General features: G+C 71.9%; 14 protein-coding genes and 2 tRNA genes. 4 read left to right on the top strand and 12 right to left on the bottom strand.

From position 1 onward, the window contains the following. Nucleotides 1–73: 73 nt before the first annotated feature. The 4 genes from NAEX_RS27985 to NAEX_RS27970 form a co-directional block, all read right to left on the bottom strand. Nucleotides 74–2,173, bottom strand: coding sequence for a DsbA family protein (locus NAEX_RS27985; protein ID WP_170136070.1), 2,100 nt, complete (start codon nucleotides 2,171–2,173; stop codon nucleotides 74–76). A gap of 81 nt (nucleotides 2,174–2,254) precedes the next feature. Beyond that, nucleotides 2,255–3,691, bottom strand: a complete 1,437-nt coding sequence (locus NAEX_RS27980) for a DsbA family protein (RefSeq protein WP_096330536.1) — start codon at nucleotides 3,689–3,691, stop codon at nucleotides 2,255–2,257. A 126-nt stretch (nucleotides 3,692–3,817) separates the two neighbouring features. After that, nucleotides 3,818–4,354 carry a hypothetical protein gene (locus NAEX_RS27975; RefSeq protein WP_100792833.1) on the bottom strand — a complete coding sequence of 179 codons (537 nt, stop codon included), beginning with the start codon at nucleotides 4,352–4,354 and terminating at the stop codon, nucleotides 3,818–3,820. 194 nt (nucleotides 4,355–4,548) lie between these two features. Continuing rightward, a tRNA-Gly gene (locus NAEX_RS27970) sits at nucleotides 4,549–4,621 on the bottom strand. A 312-nt stretch (nucleotides 4,622–4,933) separates the two neighbouring features. Here NAEX_RS27970 and NAEX_RS27965 point away from each other — a divergent pair. Then, nucleotides 4,934–5,006, top strand: a tRNA-Asn gene (locus NAEX_RS27965). Nucleotides 5,007–5,069: 63 nt separating this feature from the next. Here NAEX_RS27965 and NAEX_RS27960 read toward each other — a convergent pair. From NAEX_RS27960 to NAEX_RS27950, 3 genes are all read right to left on the bottom strand, one after another. Then, nucleotides 5,070–6,338, bottom strand: a complete 1,269-nt coding sequence (locus NAEX_RS27960; protein WP_096330534.1) for an MYXO-CTERM sorting domain-containing protein — start codon at nucleotides 6,336–6,338, stop codon at nucleotides 5,070–5,072. A 664-nt stretch (nucleotides 6,339–7,002) separates the two neighbouring features. Further along, entirely contained in the window at nucleotides 7,003–7,446 is a 444-nt protein-coding gene (locus NAEX_RS53155) for an RDD family protein (protein ID WP_170136069.1), read from the bottom strand. A 67-nt stretch (nucleotides 7,447–7,513) separates the two neighbouring features. Continuing rightward, on the bottom strand, nucleotides 7,514–8,734 hold the full coding sequence (locus NAEX_RS27950; protein ID WP_096330532.1) for a hypothetical protein: 1,221 nt from the start codon (nucleotides 8,732–8,734) through the stop codon (nucleotides 7,514–7,516). A gap of 127 nt (nucleotides 8,735–8,861) precedes the next feature. On the opposite strand from NAEX_RS27950, the gene ygiD reads away from it, so the two are divergent. Beyond that, nucleotides 8,862–9,641: a 4,5-DOPA-extradiol-dioxygenase gene (gene ygiD / locus NAEX_RS27945; protein ID WP_096330531.1), complete on the top strand. Its 780-nt coding sequence runs from the start codon at nucleotides 8,862–8,864 to the stop codon at nucleotides 9,639–9,641. Between the two features lie 83 nt (nucleotides 9,642–9,724). Here the strand turns inward: ygiD and NAEX_RS27940 are convergent, their stop codons facing one another. The 5 genes from NAEX_RS27940 to NAEX_RS50815 all read right to left on the bottom strand — a co-directional run bounded on the left by NAEX_RS27940 (nucleotide 9,725) and on the right by NAEX_RS50815 (nucleotide 14,124). Then, nucleotides 9,725–10,012, bottom strand: coding sequence for a response regulator (locus NAEX_RS27940; protein ID WP_170136068.1), 288 nt, complete (start codon nucleotides 10,010–10,012; stop codon nucleotides 9,725–9,727). A gap of 18 nt (nucleotides 10,013–10,030) precedes the next feature. After that, nucleotides 10,031–10,573, bottom strand: coding sequence for a hypothetical protein (locus NAEX_RS27935; RefSeq protein WP_096330529.1), 543 nt, complete (start codon nucleotides 10,571–10,573; stop codon nucleotides 10,031–10,033). An 81-nt stretch (nucleotides 10,574–10,654) separates the two neighbouring features. Then, on the bottom strand, nucleotides 10,655–12,601 hold the full coding sequence (locus tag NAEX_RS27930) for an N-6 DNA methylase (protein ID WP_096330528.1): 1,947 nt from the start codon (nucleotides 12,599–12,601) through the stop codon (nucleotides 10,655–10,657). A gap of 10 nt (nucleotides 12,602–12,611) precedes the next feature. After that, on the bottom strand, nucleotides 12,612–13,262 hold the full coding sequence (locus tag NAEX_RS27925) for an NADPH-dependent F420 reductase (protein ID WP_170136067.1): 651 nt from the start codon (nucleotides 13,260–13,262) through the stop codon (nucleotides 12,612–12,614). Nucleotides 13,263–13,332: 70 nt separating this feature from the next. Beyond that, a complete protein-coding gene (locus NAEX_RS50815; protein ID WP_170136066.1) occupies nucleotides 13,333–14,124 on the bottom strand; it encodes a hypothetical protein in 792 nt (263 codons plus the stop codon). A gap of 309 nt (nucleotides 14,125–14,433) precedes the next feature. On the opposite strand from NAEX_RS50815, the gene NAEX_RS48390 reads away from it, so the two are divergent. Both NAEX_RS48390 and NAEX_RS27915 read left to right on the top strand, forming a co-directional pair. Beyond that, nucleotides 14,434–15,084, top strand: coding sequence for a DUF4178 domain-containing protein (locus tag NAEX_RS48390; RefSeq protein ID WP_170136065.1), 651 nt, complete (start codon nucleotides 14,434–14,436; stop codon nucleotides 15,082–15,084). Then, the gene (locus tag NAEX_RS27915) at nucleotides 15,077–16,456 is read left to right on the top strand and encodes a DUF4178 domain-containing protein (protein WP_096330526.1); all 1,380 of its coding nucleotides are present in this window, start codon (nucleotides 15,077–15,079) and stop codon (nucleotides 16,454–16,456) included. The genes NAEX_RS48390 and NAEX_RS27915 overlap by 8 nt, the downstream gene beginning before the upstream one ends. Nucleotides 16,457–16,701 lie beyond the last annotated feature (245 nt).

Raw genomic sequence — 16,701 nt, 5'->3', positions numbered from 1 at the left:
CGGACGCCCGGCCCCGTCGCGCACGGGGCCGGGCGGGTCCCGGGCCAGGCGAGGCCTGGCCCGGAGACCAGGCTCACTTGGCCGGAGCCGGAGCCGGAGCCGGGGCCGGCGCCTTGGCCGGCGCGCCGCCCTTGGCCGCGGCCTCCTTCTCCTTCTTCTGCGTCGCCTCGAAGCCGCCGTTCAGCTCCTCCTCGAGGACCAGCTTGAAGCGGTCGATCGGCTGGGCGCCGCTCATCAGGCGACCGTTGATGAGGAAGCCGGGCGCGCCGCGGACCTCCATCTTGCCGCACTCCGCCATGTCGTCCTTGACGCGCTGCGCGGTCGCGGGGTCGTTGTAGTCGCGCTCGAACTTGACCAGGTCGAGCCCGAGCTGCTGCGCGTAGGCCTTGAAGTCCTCGTCGCTGCGCTTGGTCTTGTCGGCGAACAGCAGGTCGTGCATCTCCCAGAACTTGCCCTGGTTCTGCGCGGCGATGCCGGCGCGGTGGGCCGGCTCGGCCATCTTGTGCATCGGCAGCGGGTAGTTGCGGAAGTAGATCGCGACCTTGTCGCCGTAGTCCTTGACGATCTGCGCCACCGTGTCGGCCCCGCGCTTGCAGAACGGGCAGTCGAAGTCCGAGCACTCGACGATCGTGATCTTCGGGTTCTTGAGGTTGCCCTTGCCCGCGAGGCCCTTGGTGCTCACCTCGCGGCGCTTGAAGTCGGCCGGCGGCGGCGGCGGCGGGACCTTCAGCTCGGTCTCGAAGCCCTTGATCATCTCCTCGTACAGCTTGTCCTTGGCGACCTTCTTCTCGGCCAGGAACTTCTCGGCCTTGCCCTTCTCCTCGTCGATCAGCTTCTGGAACGCCTCGAACGGCTGCGCGCCCGAGAGGTGGCGGCCGTTGATGTAGAACGCCGGCGTGCCGTTCGAGCCGAACTTCTGCGCGGTCTGCTCGTCCTCCTTGATCATCTGCTCGAGCTTCGGGTCGGCCAGGTCCTTCTTCCACTGGTCGAAGTTGAGGCCGGCGATCTGGCGGGCGTAGCCCTCGAGGTCGGCGTCGCTGAGCGCCTTCTGGTTGGCGAACAGGAGGTCGTGCATCTCCCAGAACTTGCCCTGCTGCGCGGCGGCCAGCGCGGCCTTGGCGGCCGGGCGGGCGCGGTCGTGGAAGCCGAGCGGGAGCTGGCGGAACACCACGCGCACGTCGTTGGGATACTTCTCCTTGATCTGCTTGAGCGTCGGGGTGACGCGGTTGCAGAACGGGCACTGGAAGTCGCTGAACTCGACGATCGTGACCAGCGCGTCGGCCGGGCCGAACGCGGGGCGGCCGTCGACCGGGACCGCGTAGTTGACGGCCGGATCGGGCTCGCCGACCTTCGGCTTGTTCTCCGGCGGCGGCTCCTTCCGCTCGTCCTTGGCGGCCTTCATGATGCGCGCGTACACCTCGCTGCGCTTGCTGCCGTCCTTGATCAGCTGCTCGGCCGCGGCCTTCTCCTCGTCGACCAGCTTCTTCAGGCCGTCGATCGTCCGCGGCGCGCCGCGCTGCCACTTGCCGTTGATGAAGAAGCTCGGGGTGCCGCGCACGCCGAACTTCTTGCCGAGCGCCATGTCCTCGTTGACCTGCGCCTGGTAGGTCTTGGCGTCGAGCGTGGCCTTGAACTTGGCCATGTCGAGCTTCAGCTCCTCGGCGTACTTCTCGACGTCGGCGCGCGTCATCGCCTTCTGGTTCTTGAAGAGGATGTCGTGCATCTCCCAGAACTTGCCCTGCTCACCGGCGGCCAGCGCCGCCTCCGAGCCCATCGCCGCGTCCTTGTGCATCGGCAGCGGGTACTGCTTGAACACCACGCGCACGTCGTTGGCGTACGCGGGGTCCTTCAGCAGCTCGTTGAGCATGTCGGTGAACTTCGAGCAGAACGGGCACTGGAAGTCGCTGAACTCGACGATCGTGACCAGCGGGTCGGCGGCGCCCTTCATCGGGTCCTTCTCGGTATAGGTGACCCGGAACCGCTCGCCCTGGATCTTGCTGTTGAGCGAGTCGTCGACCTGGTCCATCGTGACCAGCCCGCCGCCGCCGGCGGCCGGGCCGGCCGCGGCGGCTTCTTCCTTCTTGCCGCCGCGGTTGCCGGTGCAACCAGTGAGAGGAGAAGCGGCCAGGGCGAGCGCCGAGACCAGGAACACGGGGAGGCTGATGCGTTTCATGGGACTCTGTGTCTGTAGTTGGGTGGGTGGTTGAAAGAACATGTCACGAAAATCATGTCCGCAAGGACATCAGGGAATTCGTCACTGCTGGAGATCGGCGCTGGGGAACTCGTTGGGAGGGATCGCCTCGCCGTCGAGGATCGTGCGCACCACGGTTTCGCGGGTCGCGCCGGCGGCGATCCGCTCCTGCGCGTGCGCGAGCTCGGCCTCGACGTCGGCGGCGAGCGCCTCGGCGCCGCGAAAGCCGTCGACGTAGCGGCCGTTGAGAAAGATCGCCGGGGTGGCGTCGAGCCCGAGCCTGCGGGCGTATACGAGGTCGTCGCGGACGACCTGGGCGACCTCGGCGCTGTCGAGGTCGGCGAGGAAGCGGGCCTCGTCGAGGCCGAGCTCGCGGGCGATCGCCGCGTAGGTGCGACGACCGAGCCGCGGGGCGGCGAACAACTTCTCGGCGTAGTCCCAGAAGCGGTTCTGCCGGTCGGCCGCGACCGCCGCCCGCGCGGCGCTGTCGGCGGCCGAATGGATCGGCAGCGGCAACTGGCGGTAGGCGATCCGGACGTCGTTCGGGTAGCGCCGCCGCAGCTCGGCGATGCCCTCGGTCGCGGCCTTGCGACAGAACGGGCACTCGAAGTCCATGAACGCGACCAGCAGCACCGGCGCGTCGGCGGGCCCGAGCGTCGGCGCGGCGCCGGCGTCGACGGCGTAGCGCTTGCCCGGCTCGGCGCGCTGCGGGGGCGGCGCCTCGGCGGCCTTGAAGCGCTCGGCGAGGATCCGCCGCTGCTGCGCGGTGGCGTCGTCGACCTCGAGCGGGGCGACCACCGCGCCCTCCATGAGGGCGGCGTAGAGATCGGGCCGCGGCGTGCCCTCGCGCAGGCGGGCCCGGGCGGCGAGGATCTCCTCGTCGATCAGCGCGTGCCAGGCCGCCTCGTCGCGGAAGCCGATCACCGGCCGGCCGTTCACGAGCGCCACCGGGCTGAAGTAGATCCCGAGCTCCACCGCCTGGCGGCGGTGGCGGATCCGCGTGCCCGAGTAGACCCCTGCGTCGAGGTCGTCGAGGAAGCGCGGCACGTCGAGCCCGAGCGCCTCGGCGCCCTGCTTGAGCGCCGCGCGGTCGAACTGCATCGTGTCGTAGAGCCGGCGGTGCATCGGCCAGAACTGACCCTGCGCGCCGGCGGCCAGCGCGGCCTCGGCGGCCCGCTCGCCGTCGGCGAAGCCCGGCAAGGTCTGGCTGCGGAACACCACCCGCAGGTCGTCGCCGTAGTCCTCGAGCAGATGCTCGAGGACCTTCCAGGTGCGCGCGCACGGCGGGCAGGCGTAGTCGGAGAAGATTACGACCGTGACCAGCGGCTCGGCGCCCCCGAGCGCGTGCTCGTCGGGGTCGAGGTCGACGCGGTAGCGCAGCGACGAGGTGGAGCTCGGCGCGGCGGGCGATTCAGGAGCGCTCGGCGAGCACTCGCAGGCTGCGTTGCTCAGCGCCAGGCCGAACACGACCCGGCCGAGCCAGAGATGGGGGACACGCATGAGAGGACCGTCTCGAACACCCGGAGGGCGCCGCCGAGGCGCGCAGCGCTGGCTCCCGCGTGCAGGTGCACGAGGCACCTGCAGCCTCTCGGGCGCGACCCAAGACCTCCGGTCGGCCCGAGCGGACTACGCGGGCCCGACGCGAGGCGGGGGTGCTTCGGGACAGGTCGTTCGGGACAGGAGGGGCGGATCGTCGCGCGGGCGCGCCGACGCGAGCGCCACGCGCCGCGGCGACCACTCGTCGCGCAGGAGCGCAGCGGCGACGGCGCTCGAGCCGGGCCCGAGCAGGTCGGACGGCGGGCGCGCCGGCAGACCGCCGCGCTGGAGCTTGCCGCAGTTCTCGTCGGTCGGGTCGCACACGGCCCGCTTGAACAGGACCTCGAGCAGGCGCGAGCACGAGCCGCGCGACAGCTTGAGGACCGACGGGTCGACGACCAGGTCGGCGAGGAGATCGCCGCCGCACAACACCTCGGCGTCGGGGTCGTCCTCGTCGCCGCAAAACTCCGCGGCGCCGAGCAGTTCGACCAGCCGCAGGTGAATGTCGCTGCGCAGATCGGGCGTGCCCCCGCCCGCGGCCTCTGCGCTCGATGCGGCCACGCCCGCGCCCAGCCACAGGCTGAGCACCAGGAGACAGCGCAAGAAGCTGGACAACAGGGCGGGCACGGAGCGCGGCGAAACGTTAGGCGGGTTTTGCAAACTGCGCAAGCCGCCTTCTATTCCCGCGCCCGGGGCCGACCACGGGACGCTGTCGGCCCCGGGGCCCCGAAGCCTCGGCCGGCCGCGGAGCGGACCCGCGGACCTGCGTCGGACCAAACACGAAGCCCCGTCACCGGCGGTGACGGGGCTTCGATTTTTTGAGCGGGAGACGAGACTCGAACTCGCGACCCCGACCTTGGCAAGGTCGTGCTCTACCAACTGAGCTACTCCCGCAGATCGTGCAGAACAACGTCCGAAGACGGGACTCTGCCGGTTGGTTCAGGTTTTTGTCCCCGGCGCCGTGGCGAGGGGAGGCGGAGAATATACGAGCCCCATGGAGTGTCAAGCCCCCTTCGACATGTTCTCGCACGACCCCGCGCGGGCGCTCCAGCCGCCCGCAGGAGACCGATCGGGGGTCCGGTGGCGATGGGCCGAAGCAGGCCCCGTGTTCGTGTCGGAGCTCACAGCTCAGTCCGCGATGCAGCTTGACGCCGTCCCGAGGGATCGAGTACACACGCTCGCCCCGGGCCCCCAAGTCCCGGTCATTCCGACATAGCTCAGTCGGTAGAGCAGCGGACTGTTAATCCGCGGGTCGTAGGTTCAAGTCCTACTGTCGGAGCCCAAAGAACCCCTCCAGCGCGATGCCGGAGGGGTTTTCCTTTTTGGTCGGCGCGCGAGCACCTCAGCGGCGCCGGCGCGCGAGCCCGAGGAGCGCGACGAGGGACAGGCTCAAGACGCCGGGCCCGCCCGAGTCGCCCGCGGCGCAGGCGCAGCCCTCCCCTTCGAGCCCGCCGCCGACGCCGGGAAAGCTCTCGTCCGGCGTGGCGGCGACGACCCGCCCATGGACGCGCGGGTTGCCGAACACGTCGTAGGAGACGAGGACGAAGTTGTAGGTCTTGCCGTTCTCGAGCCCGTGGATCGCCGCGCCCTTGGAGGAAAACGGCAGGTGGTCGCTGCACACGTGGTCCCAGTCGAGGGCGTGCAGGCTCGGGCTGACGCGGAGGCCGCAGCTCTCGTCGCAGAGCCCCGCGGGGCCGTTGTCGTCGCCGTCGTCGCAGGCCTCGCCGGCCTCGACCACGCCGTTGCCGCACTTGCCCGGGTCGGTCACGTCCGCCGGCGCGGCCTTGACGGTCGAGAACGGCCGGTCGCCGCACAGGTTGCCGGCGGTGAAGTAGTGGTTGCTCGTGGGCACCTCGGCGAGCTCGGGCGTCGGGAAGTCGAGGCCGGGCGACGCGCCGGTGGCGGCCTCCTCGCACAGGACGCGGAAGCCCTGAATGTCGCCGGAGGCGGGCAGATCCCAGTGCAGCTCGACGCCGCCGTCACCTGGCTCGACGGTCAGGTTCTCGACGTCGAGCAGCGGCGGCTGGAAATCGAACTTCAGGGTCGGGATGGCCGACAGCTGGGAGAGCGCGCTGTCGGGCCCGTAGAAGAACTCCTCGGGCTGGCACCCGGCCGTGTTGTTCGCGCCCGGGTCGCACATCCAGAGGCTGGTCTCGCCCTCGAAAAGGCCGTCGCAGGCGTTGCCGAGGATCGTCTCGGCCCCGGCGACATCTCGGGTCGGCGACGACGGGTCGACGCCGGAGGCCAGGAACGCGGGGTGAAACGCGCCCGTCACCCCCTGGGCGAAGGTGGCCGCGAGCGCGTCGGCCAGCGCGCCGCAGCGGAGGAATTGGCCGACGATGCTGCTCTCGGCCTCCGCGCACTCGGTGCCGACGAAGGCCTGGATCTTGGCGGCGAGGTCGAGCTCGGCGCCGTCCTTCGCCTGGACCTGGATGCCGACCTGCTGCCCGCACTCGCAGCGGGCGCGGTTGAGCGAGGAGTAGAAGTCGCGCTCGACCATCGGCCGCACGAACTCGCCGCTCTCGTCGGTCACATAGTACGACACCGAGAAATCGGCGGGCGCGGGCAGCTCGGCGCGGGCGGTCCCGGCGAACGAAAAGGTCGCGAGCAACGCAGCATACACATACGGTGATGGGACATCGGGCATGTCGATCCAACCAGTGTCCCTCGGCGGTTGTTCCGATCGGGCCTCGCGAGGCGAAAGACGCGTCGACGGGCGAGCGAGCGCGTGAGCCTGCCTGCGAGTCGCACCGCCACCCTCGCGATGGGACGTGGCTGGTCGCTGGCTCACCAGGGGGATCCGCCGTCGAAAGTCGAGGGTAGGTCCGAAGCAGGCCCGGAGGGCGGTGGGATCGGGACCGAAATGGGGGGCATACCGATACCATGGCCGCTGGGGCCTCGAGTCATCGGCAAATTCGTGGGGCCGGCCCGTCGCGCCTGCTTCGCTGCTCCCCGCACTCGCCAGGACACCCTCACTGGTCGACTTCGCTCGCCTCGCCGGCCGCGTCTCGCCCAGGCACTGCCACACGCGACGGACGGCCGGCAGGTCGAGTACCGCCCGGTGGCCGACGCGCCAGAGCGTCGACGCGGGCAGCGGCGTCGCTCGTCCGCTCGCGCCGGTGGCTCGACCGGCGAGCGAACGGCCGCGGCAGCGGCCCGATGTCCGCTTCGGTCCCGATCGGATGTCTTTCAGGGCATGTCTTCCATGACATGTCCTCGTGAGCAGAATCGTCGACCGCTCGCAGGGCGCCACGGCATCGGTTCGAGGCTCCGACTCACCCCGCCTGGAGCTGGACCACGCGCGTCCCGCCGGCGAACGCGTCGTGGTTGCCCTGTCGCAGCGGGCTGCTGCGGATCGTCCTGGCGATCACGACCCAGGCGGCGAGGGCCAGCAGCGGGCCGACGAGGGGGATCGATCCGATCAGGGTGAACGCCTCGCGCCGCAGCGACTGCCGCAGCGTCGGGCGCCCGCCGTCGGGGCCGAGGACGCGCAGACCCAGCGCCAGCTTGCCGACCGTCGCGCCGGCCCACGTGTCGAGCAGGCTGAAATAGAGGAACACGAACGTCGAGCCGACCAGCAGCCAGTCGAAGCCGTAGCCCATGACCTGGCCGAGGCCGATGTCGACGGCGGCGAGGACCAGGACATCGAGCCCGCGCGCCAGCAGGCGCACCGGGAATTCAGCGGGGGTCGGGGAGTGGGCGGACGAAACAGCGGTCATGACAGAGCCTCCGCAGCACAGACCGCGGCGGCCGGCGTGACTCATCGGTCTGATCGAGAGAAATTTCTCAGCCGAACGGCGTCACCGCGCGCACCGTCCCGTCGGCCGCGACCCGCACCGCGAACTCGCAGCGGGTCTCCGACTCGCGCAGCACCACGACCGCGTGCTCGCCGCGCGCGTGGGCCGTGAACGACCACAGCCCGTCCGGCAGCTCGACCAGCGCCCGGTCGGGGGCCCGCCCGAGCTCGGCCAGCGGGGCCAGGCGCGCGCTCAGGGCCGACTCCTCGAGCGACATGGCGAGCACGCGGTCGCCGAGCGGCAGCACCTCGAAGTCGAGGTAGTCGCTGGCCGGCAGCGGCGGGTGCCGCTCGACCCGCACCGTGCCCTCGGGCCAGGCGGTCAGCGCCACGATGTCGCGTGAACCTGTCCCCGAGAACATGTTGTCGTCCTTCCACAGCACGCGCCCCGCCCCGCGCGTGCAGGCGATCCGGGCGTCGAGGCTGTCGAGCGTGTGCAGCGCGAGGGGCGACCAGCGGCCGGCGCGGAAGAACGCGGTCGCCACTTGCGGCGGCTCGGGGCCGTGGGAGATCTCGATCGCCAGGAACGACGCCTCGCCGGCGGTGCGGAGGTGGAAGCGACACGGGTAGACGCCCGGCGACGTCGCCGGCACGAGGCCGAGGTCGACGCGCGGGCCGACGCCGGCGGCGCTGACGCGGCGGGCGAACATCCGCAGCACCGTGGTTTCGGCGATCGCGCCGAACAGCCACCCGCCGCGGATCGTGCCGGTCTCGGCGAGGGCGCGCCGCTCGACGCGCCCGCTCGGGTGGGCGATCACCAGCTGCGACGCGTTGCGCCAGCTCTCGGTCTCGAGCGCGAGCACCACCCCGTCGGCGAGCGCGTAGCCGGTGACGGTGCGGCCGAGGGCCCAGGGCATGCGCCGCTGCCCGGACAGCGGCATGAGCCGGGTCGAGCGGCCCAGGGGCTCGCGGATCCGCAGCCACAACGGGCTATTGGGCTCGCCGGCGAGGATCTCCGCCTCCTCGGCGAGGCCGCTGCCGTGCAGGTCGGAGTCGGCGAGGCCGACCTCGGGGACGATCCTCACCCGCACGCGCGGATCGTCGCCGTCGCTCGCGCTGAATTCGCACAACCGCTGGCTGTCGGGATCGAAGCACACGAGCTCGGCGGCGGGCTCGTGGTTGCGCAGCCAGGCCGGCTCGCTGTCACGGACGAACGGTACGACGACCGCGCCGGAGCCAGCGACGCGGGGGCAGCCGTCTGGCGCGCGCATCTGGGGCGACGCTAGCCCGAGCGTCACCCTTGCGTCGAGGGCCGGCCGATTGTCGGCAGGAGCGCAACAGTGCGTTGCCCGGGCCGGGCTTGTCCGGGCGTGCGCGGGGTAACATACCCGACCGAGCATGCCCACCACGCCGGTCCTGTTCGTCGGCCACGGCTCGCCGATGAACGTCATCCTCGACAATGCTTGGACGCGGACGTTCAACGATCTCGGGGCGGCGTTGCCGACGCCCCGGGCGATCCTCGCCGTCTCGGCGCACTGGTACACGCGCGGCACCTTCGTGACCGCCGGCGGCGACCCACCGACGATTCACGACTTCGGCAGCTTCCCCCGCCGGCTGTTCGAGATCCAGTACCCCGCCCGCGGCAGCGACGAGGTCGCGCGCCGGGTCTGCGAGCTGCTGAGCTCGGTGAACGCCGGGCCGCGCGGCGACTGGGGCCTGGACCATGGCACCTGGACCGTCCTGCATCACATGGTCCCGCGCGCCGACGTCCCGGTGCTGCAGCTCAGCATCGACCATCAGCGGCCGCCGGCCGAGCACCTGGCGATCGGTCGCGCGCTCGCGCCGCTGCGCGACGAGGGGGTTTTGATCCTCGGCAGCGGCAACGTCACGCACAACCTGCGCGCCGCCATGCAGCACGCGCAGAGCGGCGACACCTCGCTGCAGGAGTGGGCCCTGCGGTTCGACGCCGACGTCGCCCGGGCGATCGAGCAGCGCGACCACGACTTCCTCGCGCGCGCCCCCGAGACCGCGCTCGGGCGGCAGAATCACCCGAGCATCGACCACTACCTGCCGCTGCTCTACACCGTCGGCGCCGCCGGCGAGGCCGAGGCGCCGCGGTTCTTCAACCCCGGCTTCGACCTCGGCTCGATCTCGATGCGCGGCGTGATGTTCGGCTAGTACAGCCGCTCGGAAGTCCTTCGGGGGTCCGCGCAGGGCGCGACGTCGCGGTCAGTCGTCGCCCCCCGCGCCGTCGTCACCCATCACGGCCTGGAGCGCGGCGACACCGAACGGTCGAAGCAGGTGAGCGTCGAAGCCACTCTCTCGCGCGTGATGGCGCTCCTCCTCGCGGGCGCGCGCAGTTCGGTGATCCCCATGTAGCCGTCGGCCTCCGGCATATCGAGGTCGCAAAGCACGACGTGCGGCACGAAGTCCGTAGCGATGGCGGTCCCCATCGGGCCGTCACCCGTGGTTCCGACGGTGTGGCCAACCCTTTGGAGCAGCGCGGCGAGCAGCTCGGCGGCACCGCAGCTGTCATCGATCACGAACACACGCAGGCGAGGCACGCCTTACTCGCGGCGGACGGTGGCGAGTCGGACCTTGACGGCGTCCCAGCTCGGGGGCTCGGTGGCGGTGGACTCGGTCCAGTGGGTGGTCTCCCACCCACTGGTGTACTTCAGGCCGTTCCGGATCGCGGCGCTATGGACCTCGCCGAACACGAACTTCTTCCGCGCGGCCTCGTCGCGCCAGAGGGTCACGGTCCGCCCGCTCCCGCAAGCCTCGGAGTAGGCGAAGCTGGCCCCGAGAAGGCCGTCGTGGGTGAAGACATCCATCATCGGCGGGGTGTTGTGACTGACGACGGCGTCCCGGTTCTCGGGGGTGTGCCAGCCCGCAGTGGTGGCGACGATGTGCGGCACGGGCAGGGGGGCGAGGAGGGCGCCGTTGTCGTCGAAGGCGGGGCCCATGAAGGGGATCACCTCGAGGTCGTGCTCGTCGCAGGCCGCGAGTTCGGCGACGCTCGGCTCCTCGGCGTTGGTGGTCGTGCTGTCGCTGTCCTGGGACCCGCAGGCGACGAGGAGCGAGAGGATGGAGAAGATGGCTCGGGTGGGCATCGCGGATCCAACACCGCGAGGGTCGCAAAGTGTCACCGGTGAATTCAGGAGGAGCGCGAGGAGAACCTCGGAGCGGCTGTACTAGTCGACGCGGGCGACCTCGAGGCAGGCCGCCCGGGCGCGCTCGCGGCTGGCCACGCGCTCGCGGATCGACGCCTCGACCATCGCCGCGATGCGGGCCCGCTGGGCCGGGTCGCGCGGCAGCGGCAGCACCAGCTCGCCGACGCGGTCGCCGAGCGAGTCGATGATGTCCTGGGTGAACCGCTTGGCCTCGATCTGCTTGCGCACCGGCTCCGAGCCGAGCACCGCCAGCAGCAGGTACGGCGACAGCAGCTCGGGCCGGTGCACCCGCAGCTTCAGCAGGTGGCTCTGGAACACGATGCGGGTGTCGTGCTCGGTGATGAACGCGCACGTGCCGATCAGGTAGGTGCCGTCGCGGACCATCAGGATGTCGCCGGCGCGCACGTCCTGCTTGGCGCGCAGGGCCTCGTAGACCGCCTCGCCGACGCAGTGCTTGGGGTCGAGCTTGAGCTCCCAGTTGGACAGGTCCGAGGTGCGGACGAACGGCACGTCGCCGCCGCCGTAGGCCAGCTTGCCGACCTCGTGTCCGCTGGTGATACCGAGGATCCCGTCGTCGACGAGCTGCTGGATCGTCACCAGCTCGTGGGTGTGCTGCAGGCCGGCCAGGATGGCCGCGACCCTCGGGTCGTAGTAGCGCGGGGCCAACACGTTGCCGCGCACCGCCTCGGGCGGGACCGCGTGGCCGAGGCGGCTGGCGGCGGGCGGGCTGCCGGCCGCGTGCTGGCGGAAGCGGTCGCCGATCTCCGGCAGCTCGTCGCGGTCGATGCTGCGGCCGCGGCTGTCCTTGCCGCACCACGCCGCCTCGGCCATGAAGATCGCCGGCCGCTCGCTGGCCGGGGCCGGCTCGCGGCGGGTCAGCAGCATCAGGCACACTTTGGTGTGCGTGCCGCCCTTGCCCGACGTCTTGAACAGCTCCTCGGGCATGCCGATGACCGCGCGTAGATCTGCCTGTTCGAACATGTACTGAACGACATGTCGGTACGACTTGCCGGAGATCAGGCTCTCGGGCAGGACCAGGCCGACGCGGCCGCCGGGGCGGGCCAGCGCGAGCAGGCGCTCGACGAACAGCACCTGCGGGGCGACCCCGCGCTGCAGCCGGGTCGTGCGCTGCCAGCGGTCGTCGGGGCCGCGGCGCCACACGTGGCCGAGCGCGAAGGTCTGCTGGACCTCGACCGAGGCGGCGACGATCTTGGCGCCGAACGGCGGGTTGGCGAGCACGACGTCGAACCCGCCCTGCTCGCACGCGATCGGCCCGCCGTCGTCGGCCTGCCAGGCCAGCGCGTCGCCACAGTACACCCGCGCCGGGGCCATGGTGACGAGGCCGACGTGCGCGCGCGCCAGCCCGGCGAGGTAGCGGTCCTTGTCGATGCCGACCACGCTGCGCGCCGCCTCGGCCGGGGCCACCCCGCGCGCGACCAGCCGCCGCGCGGTGTGGCTGAGGAACCCGCCGGCGCCGCAGGCCGGGTCGATCACCCGCTCGCCGGGGCGTGGGTCGACCAGGTCGACCAGCATGCGCACCGCCGTCTGCGGGGTGAAGAACTGGCCCTCGACCCCGCGGGCGGCCGCCGCCGTGAACACCTCGTAGGCGTCGCCGATCGGGTCGCAGCGCGGGTCGTCGAGATCGAGCGTGCGCAGCTCGCGGTCGACCTCCTGCAGCGTCGCCGCGTCGAGCCCGATCTGCGCGCCTTCGGCGAACACGTCGGGGATCAGCGCCTTCAGCCGCGCGAGCTGGGCCCGGTAGAACCCGAGCAGCGCGCCCGCCTCATCCGGCGCCGCCTCGCCGCTGCGGACCGTCAGCGCCCGGCAGAACACGCAGCGCAGCACCTCGTCGAGCAGCGCCGCGTCGCGCGTCGCCCCGACCAGCCGGCCGGCCAGGAAGTTGCGCAGGCGGGTGAAGACCGCCCTGGTCTCGGGCACATGGACCGAAGAATCTGTCTCGAACGACATGCGCGATCGGTCATCCACGACGCAGCAGCTTGAACGCGACCTCGCGCCCGTGGCCGCCGACCAGCGCGAGGTGGATCCACAGCACCGCCATGTTCTCGAGCGCGGCCGCGTTGCGCAGCGGGCCGGCGTCGAGCGGGCGGAAGCCGGCCCGCTGGATCAGCGCCGACAGGGTCGCCTTGGCCTCGGCGTCGTCGCCGGCGATCGGCACGTCGGCCACGGTGTCGCCGAGCGTCGGATCGGCGTGGAACTCGGCGCCGAAGGTGTTGAACGCCTTGAGCACGCGGGCCCCGGGCAGCGCGGCCTGCAGCGCCACGGAGATCGAGCCCTCCGGCGGCGGCGCCCACACCGGGCCCTGCGACCACGTCAGCGGATTGTTGCAGTCGACCAGGATCTTGCCGCCGAGGTCGCCGAGGCCGTGGGCCGCCTGGACCGCGACGCCGCCCGGCACTGCCAGGAACACGATGTCGGCCGCGGCCGCCGCCTCGGGCGCCGGCGAGGCCGTGACCTTGCCGTCCAGCTCGGCCAGCGCCTCGGCGATCTTCGAGCCCGAGCGGACCCCGAAGCTCACCCTGGTGAAGCCGGCCGCGACCAATCGGCGGGCGATGGCGGACCCGACGTTGCCGGGGCCGACGATGGCGATGGCTGGCTCGTGCGGCGACATGGCGCGGAGCCTACCGCGAAATACGACGCCGCGCGAGTCCCGCAGGCGTGCCCGGCTCGCGTGTCCGAACCTACTGACAGACCAGCGGCGCGCCGTCGAAGACCGCCACCGTGCAGGTCGCGTCGGCCGAGCAGCCGCACGCCCCGGCGTAACAGGTGTCCACGTTCTGTCCGCCCGCGCAGTCGCTGTCGACCGCGCACCCGCAGCGGCCGGCGACGCACTGCACATAGCCCGGCAAACCGGAGTCGAGGCAGTCCTGATCGATCTGGCACACGCACGCGCCGGACGGCACGTCGCACACCGGGTGCCCCGTCTGGGGCAGACAGGCCTCGTCCCCCGCGCACGGGCTCTGGCACGCCCCGGCCTCGCACGTCGCGGCCGCCTGCCCGCACACCGTCGCCTCGCCCCTGCCCTCGAACAGCGGCAGCGTTTGCTCGACCAGCCCGAAGTCGGCGCAGGCGAAGGTCGCTGGCGTCAGCGCGCAGCGGCCCGCGTCGGCCACCAGCACGCACGCCTCCTCGGCCGCACACTCGCCCGGACCCGCGCACGGGGTCTTCCACCCCGACAGCTCGGCCAGGCACTGCGCGTCGCTGGTACACGGCGGGAACAGGCACAGCCCGTCGATGCAGCGGAACCCGAGGTCGCCGCCGTCGATCCGGCAGTCGCGGTCGTTGTCGCATTGCGACTGGCAGCGCTTGGCCTCGCCCCCGCCGGTCGTCGATTCGCCGCCCGTGCTCCCGGTCGTCGGGCCCGTCTCGGTGGTCGTCGTGGTGCCCGTCGTCGCGGCGGAGGAGGTCGTGGTCTGCGGCTCGCTCGCGGTCCCGCTGTCGGCCGGGGGGCACGCCGTCAGCAGCCCCGCCACGAGCGCAAAGCACCGAGATCTGTCGAGCAAGGCCATCGCACCGACCCTAGCTCATTTTCGCCCCTGGGCGAAACGACCCGCGCATGCAGACCCCCGGCCGAGCGGCGGCGCTCCGAACCGGGCGACGCCCTGTCGACGCTCGACCAGTCCTCTTCGACATGCCTCAAAAGACATGTTTGTTTATACATGTTGCGGGAGTACGCCGCGATGCGGTCGCATCGGAGTCGGCCGCCCACCCGGGTCCGCGCGGCCGCGAGCGCCCGCGGGGTCATGGTGCCGCGCCCGCGGAAGTGGCACCATGCTTCGGCGATGGAGCACGAGCGCCAGGTGTCGTGCCCGCAGTGCGGGGCTCCGGCGCCGTTCCGCGGCACTGCGGTCTCGCTGGTGTGCGAGCACTGCGGCAGCACCGTCGTCCGCGTCGGCGTCGACCTGCGCCTGCTGGGAAAGGTCTCCGCCGTGGTCGACGACGGCAGCCCCCTGCTCCTCGGCAGCAAGGGCAGCTTCGCCGGCCGGGGCTTCGAGATCGTCGGCCGCCTGCAGCTCCGCTACGCCCGCGGCGCCTGGAGCGAGTGGTACCTGCAGTTCGCCGACGGCGTCGGCTGGCTGGCCGACTTCCAGGGCAACTACGCCGTCACCACCCCCGCCCCGGACGGCCCCGATCTGCCTGGCTTTTACAACATGTCCGTCGGAACATGGCACGAAGTTCATGGCGACGAGTACATGGTCGTCGACAAGCGGGCCGCCCGCTACCAGGGCGCCGAGGGCGTGCTGCCGTTCGTCGCCGAGCCGGGCCTGACCTTCTTCAGCCTCGACCTCGCCGGCCCGGACGACCAGTTCGTCAGCCTCGACTACGGCGTCGACCCCTACCAGAAGCGCCCGGACGTCTACGTCGGCCGGGCCGCCCTGCTCGCCGAGCTCGGCCTCGACCGCCTGCGCAGATTCGAGGGCTGGCGTGACTGAGGCGACCGCCGAAGTGACCCGCCCGCGCGCCGAGGTCACCCCGCCGCGGCTGTTCCGCGACGAGGCCCGCACCGAGGCCGTGCAGTGCCTCGCCTGCGGCGGCCCGATCGCGCTGCGCGGCTTCGGGGCGATCCAGCGCGTCGTCTGCCCGGCCTGCGGCAGCCTGCTGCGGCCCGAGGACAGCGGCGCGCTGGCGCTGATCCACCGGGCCGCGCGCGCCCACCAGCCCTCGGTGCTGCCGCTGCACGCCCGCGGCCGCCTCGACGGCGCCCTGTGGGAGATCGTCGGGATCTGCTGGCGCACCGTCCCCGGCTGGCCGTGGCAGGAGTTCCTGCTCTACAACCCCTACCGCGGCTACCGCTACCTGGCCCACTCGCCGAGCGATGGCCACTGGTCTTTGGGACAGGTCATCCCCGGCGCGCCGAAGGTCGTCCCCGGCAAGCGCCACGCGATCACCTACCGCGGCCGCCGCTACCGCCACTTCTCCGGCGCCGACGCCCACGTCACCTACGCCGAGGGCGAGTTCCCGTGGCAGGTCCAGGTCGGCGACCTCGCCCACGTCGACGACTTCGCCGCCCCGCCGTACGGCATCTCGATCGAGGAGGTCGCCGGCAGCGACGGCGTCGAGCTGACGCGCACCGCCATGCGCCACCTCGACGCCGCCGAGGTGTGGCGCGCCTTCGAGCGGCCCGGCAAGCCGCCCCGACAGAAGGGCGTCGGCATGCTCGCGCCCAACCGCTGGCGCGAGCAGGCCCGTTCGCTGTGGCTGTCGTGCCTGGTGTTCCTGGTCGCCTGGTACTTCGCGGTCCAGTTCGTCGCCGGCCGCGCCACCGAGCGCGAGGTGTTCCAGGCCACCGACCTGCGGTTCGACAGCGCGCTGTCGCAGGAGGTCACGATCGGCGAGCCCGGTTCGTCCACCACCGTCGAGATCTCCTTCACCGCCGACCCGCTCGACAACTCGTGGGCGTTCGCCGAGGTGGTGCTGATCCCGATCGACGGCGAGGAGGCGATCGGCCTCGGCATGGAGGCCAGCAGCTACAGCGGCTTCGAGGACGGCGAGGCGTGGTCCGAGGGCGACCGCCAGGTCGACCACGTCCTCGGCCGCGTGGCCGGCGGCCGCTACCTGCTGCAGGTCACCCCCGAGCGCGACACCAGCGCGCTGCCTGGCAGCGACCCGCTCGGCCTCGGCAGCTTCGCCCCGTTCGGCGTGCGCAGCCCCGAGACCTGGGCGCTCCGCGTGCGCGAAGACGTGTTCCTCACCCGCTACGCCGCCCTGCCGGTCCCGATCATCCTCGGCTTCCCGCTGCTCGCCTGGCTGCTCGGCCGCCGCCGCGAGCGCAAGCGCTGGGCCAACAGCGACTACCCGACGTGACCCCATGACCATGTCCTTCCAAACATGTTCTGAAGGCCATTTCGCTGTGCCGTTCGGACCGCGGCCGTGCGGGCCGTCACGCCTCGGCTCGATGGCCCCGGGCGGGCCACGTCGCCGGGCAGCTCCTCCCGCCTCGCGGAGGCGCGCATCCTCCATCCCCCTGCCCCGGCTCGCGGCGTCGCCTCGCGCGACCGACCCGGCCCGAGCGGGCGCCTCCGACGTTCCCCGCCACCTGTCCCTTTGAC

Source organism: Nannocystis exedens (assembly GCF_002343915.1).
Classification (GTDB): domain Bacteria; phylum Myxococcota_A; class Polyangia; order Nannocystales; family Nannocystaceae; genus Nannocystis; species Nannocystis exedens.
This window is presented reverse-complemented; position numbering and strand designations above follow the sequence as displayed.

Bases quoted from the DNA above. Each gene is read 5' to 3' on its own strand.
- NAEX_RS27985 (WP_170136070.1), bottom strand. From the start codon at position 2,173: ATGAAACGCATCAGCCTCCCCGTGTTCCTGGTCTCGGCGCTCGCCCTG.
- NAEX_RS27980 (WP_096330536.1), bottom strand. From the start codon at position 3,691: ATGCGTGTCCCCCATCTCTGGCTCGGCCGGGTCGTGTTCGGCCTGGCG.
- NAEX_RS53155 (WP_170136069.1), bottom strand. From the start codon at position 7,446: ATGACCGCTGTTTCGTCCGCCCACTCCCCGACCCCCGCTGAATTCCCG.
- NAEX_RS27950 (WP_096330532.1), bottom strand. From the start codon at position 8,734: ATGCGCGCGCCAGACGGCTGCCCCCGCGTCGCTGGCTCCGGCGCGGTC.
- ygiD (WP_096330531.1), top strand. From the start codon at position 8,862: ATGCCCACCACGCCGGTCCTGTTCGTCGGCCACGGCTCGCCGATGAAC.
- NAEX_RS27935 (WP_096330529.1), bottom strand. From the start codon at position 10,573: ATGCCCACCCGAGCCATCTTCTCCATCCTCTCGCTCCTCGTCGCCTGC.
- NAEX_RS27930 (WP_096330528.1), bottom strand. From the start codon at position 12,601: ATGTCGTTCGAGACAGATTCTTCGGTCCATGTGCCCGAGACCAGGGCG.
- NAEX_RS27925 (WP_170136067.1), bottom strand. From the start codon at position 13,262: ATGTCGCCGCACGAGCCAGCCATCGCCATCGTCGGCCCCGGCAACGTC.
- NAEX_RS48390 (WP_170136065.1), top strand. From the start codon at position 14,434: ATGGAGCACGAGCGCCAGGTGTCGTGCCCGCAGTGCGGGGCTCCGGCG.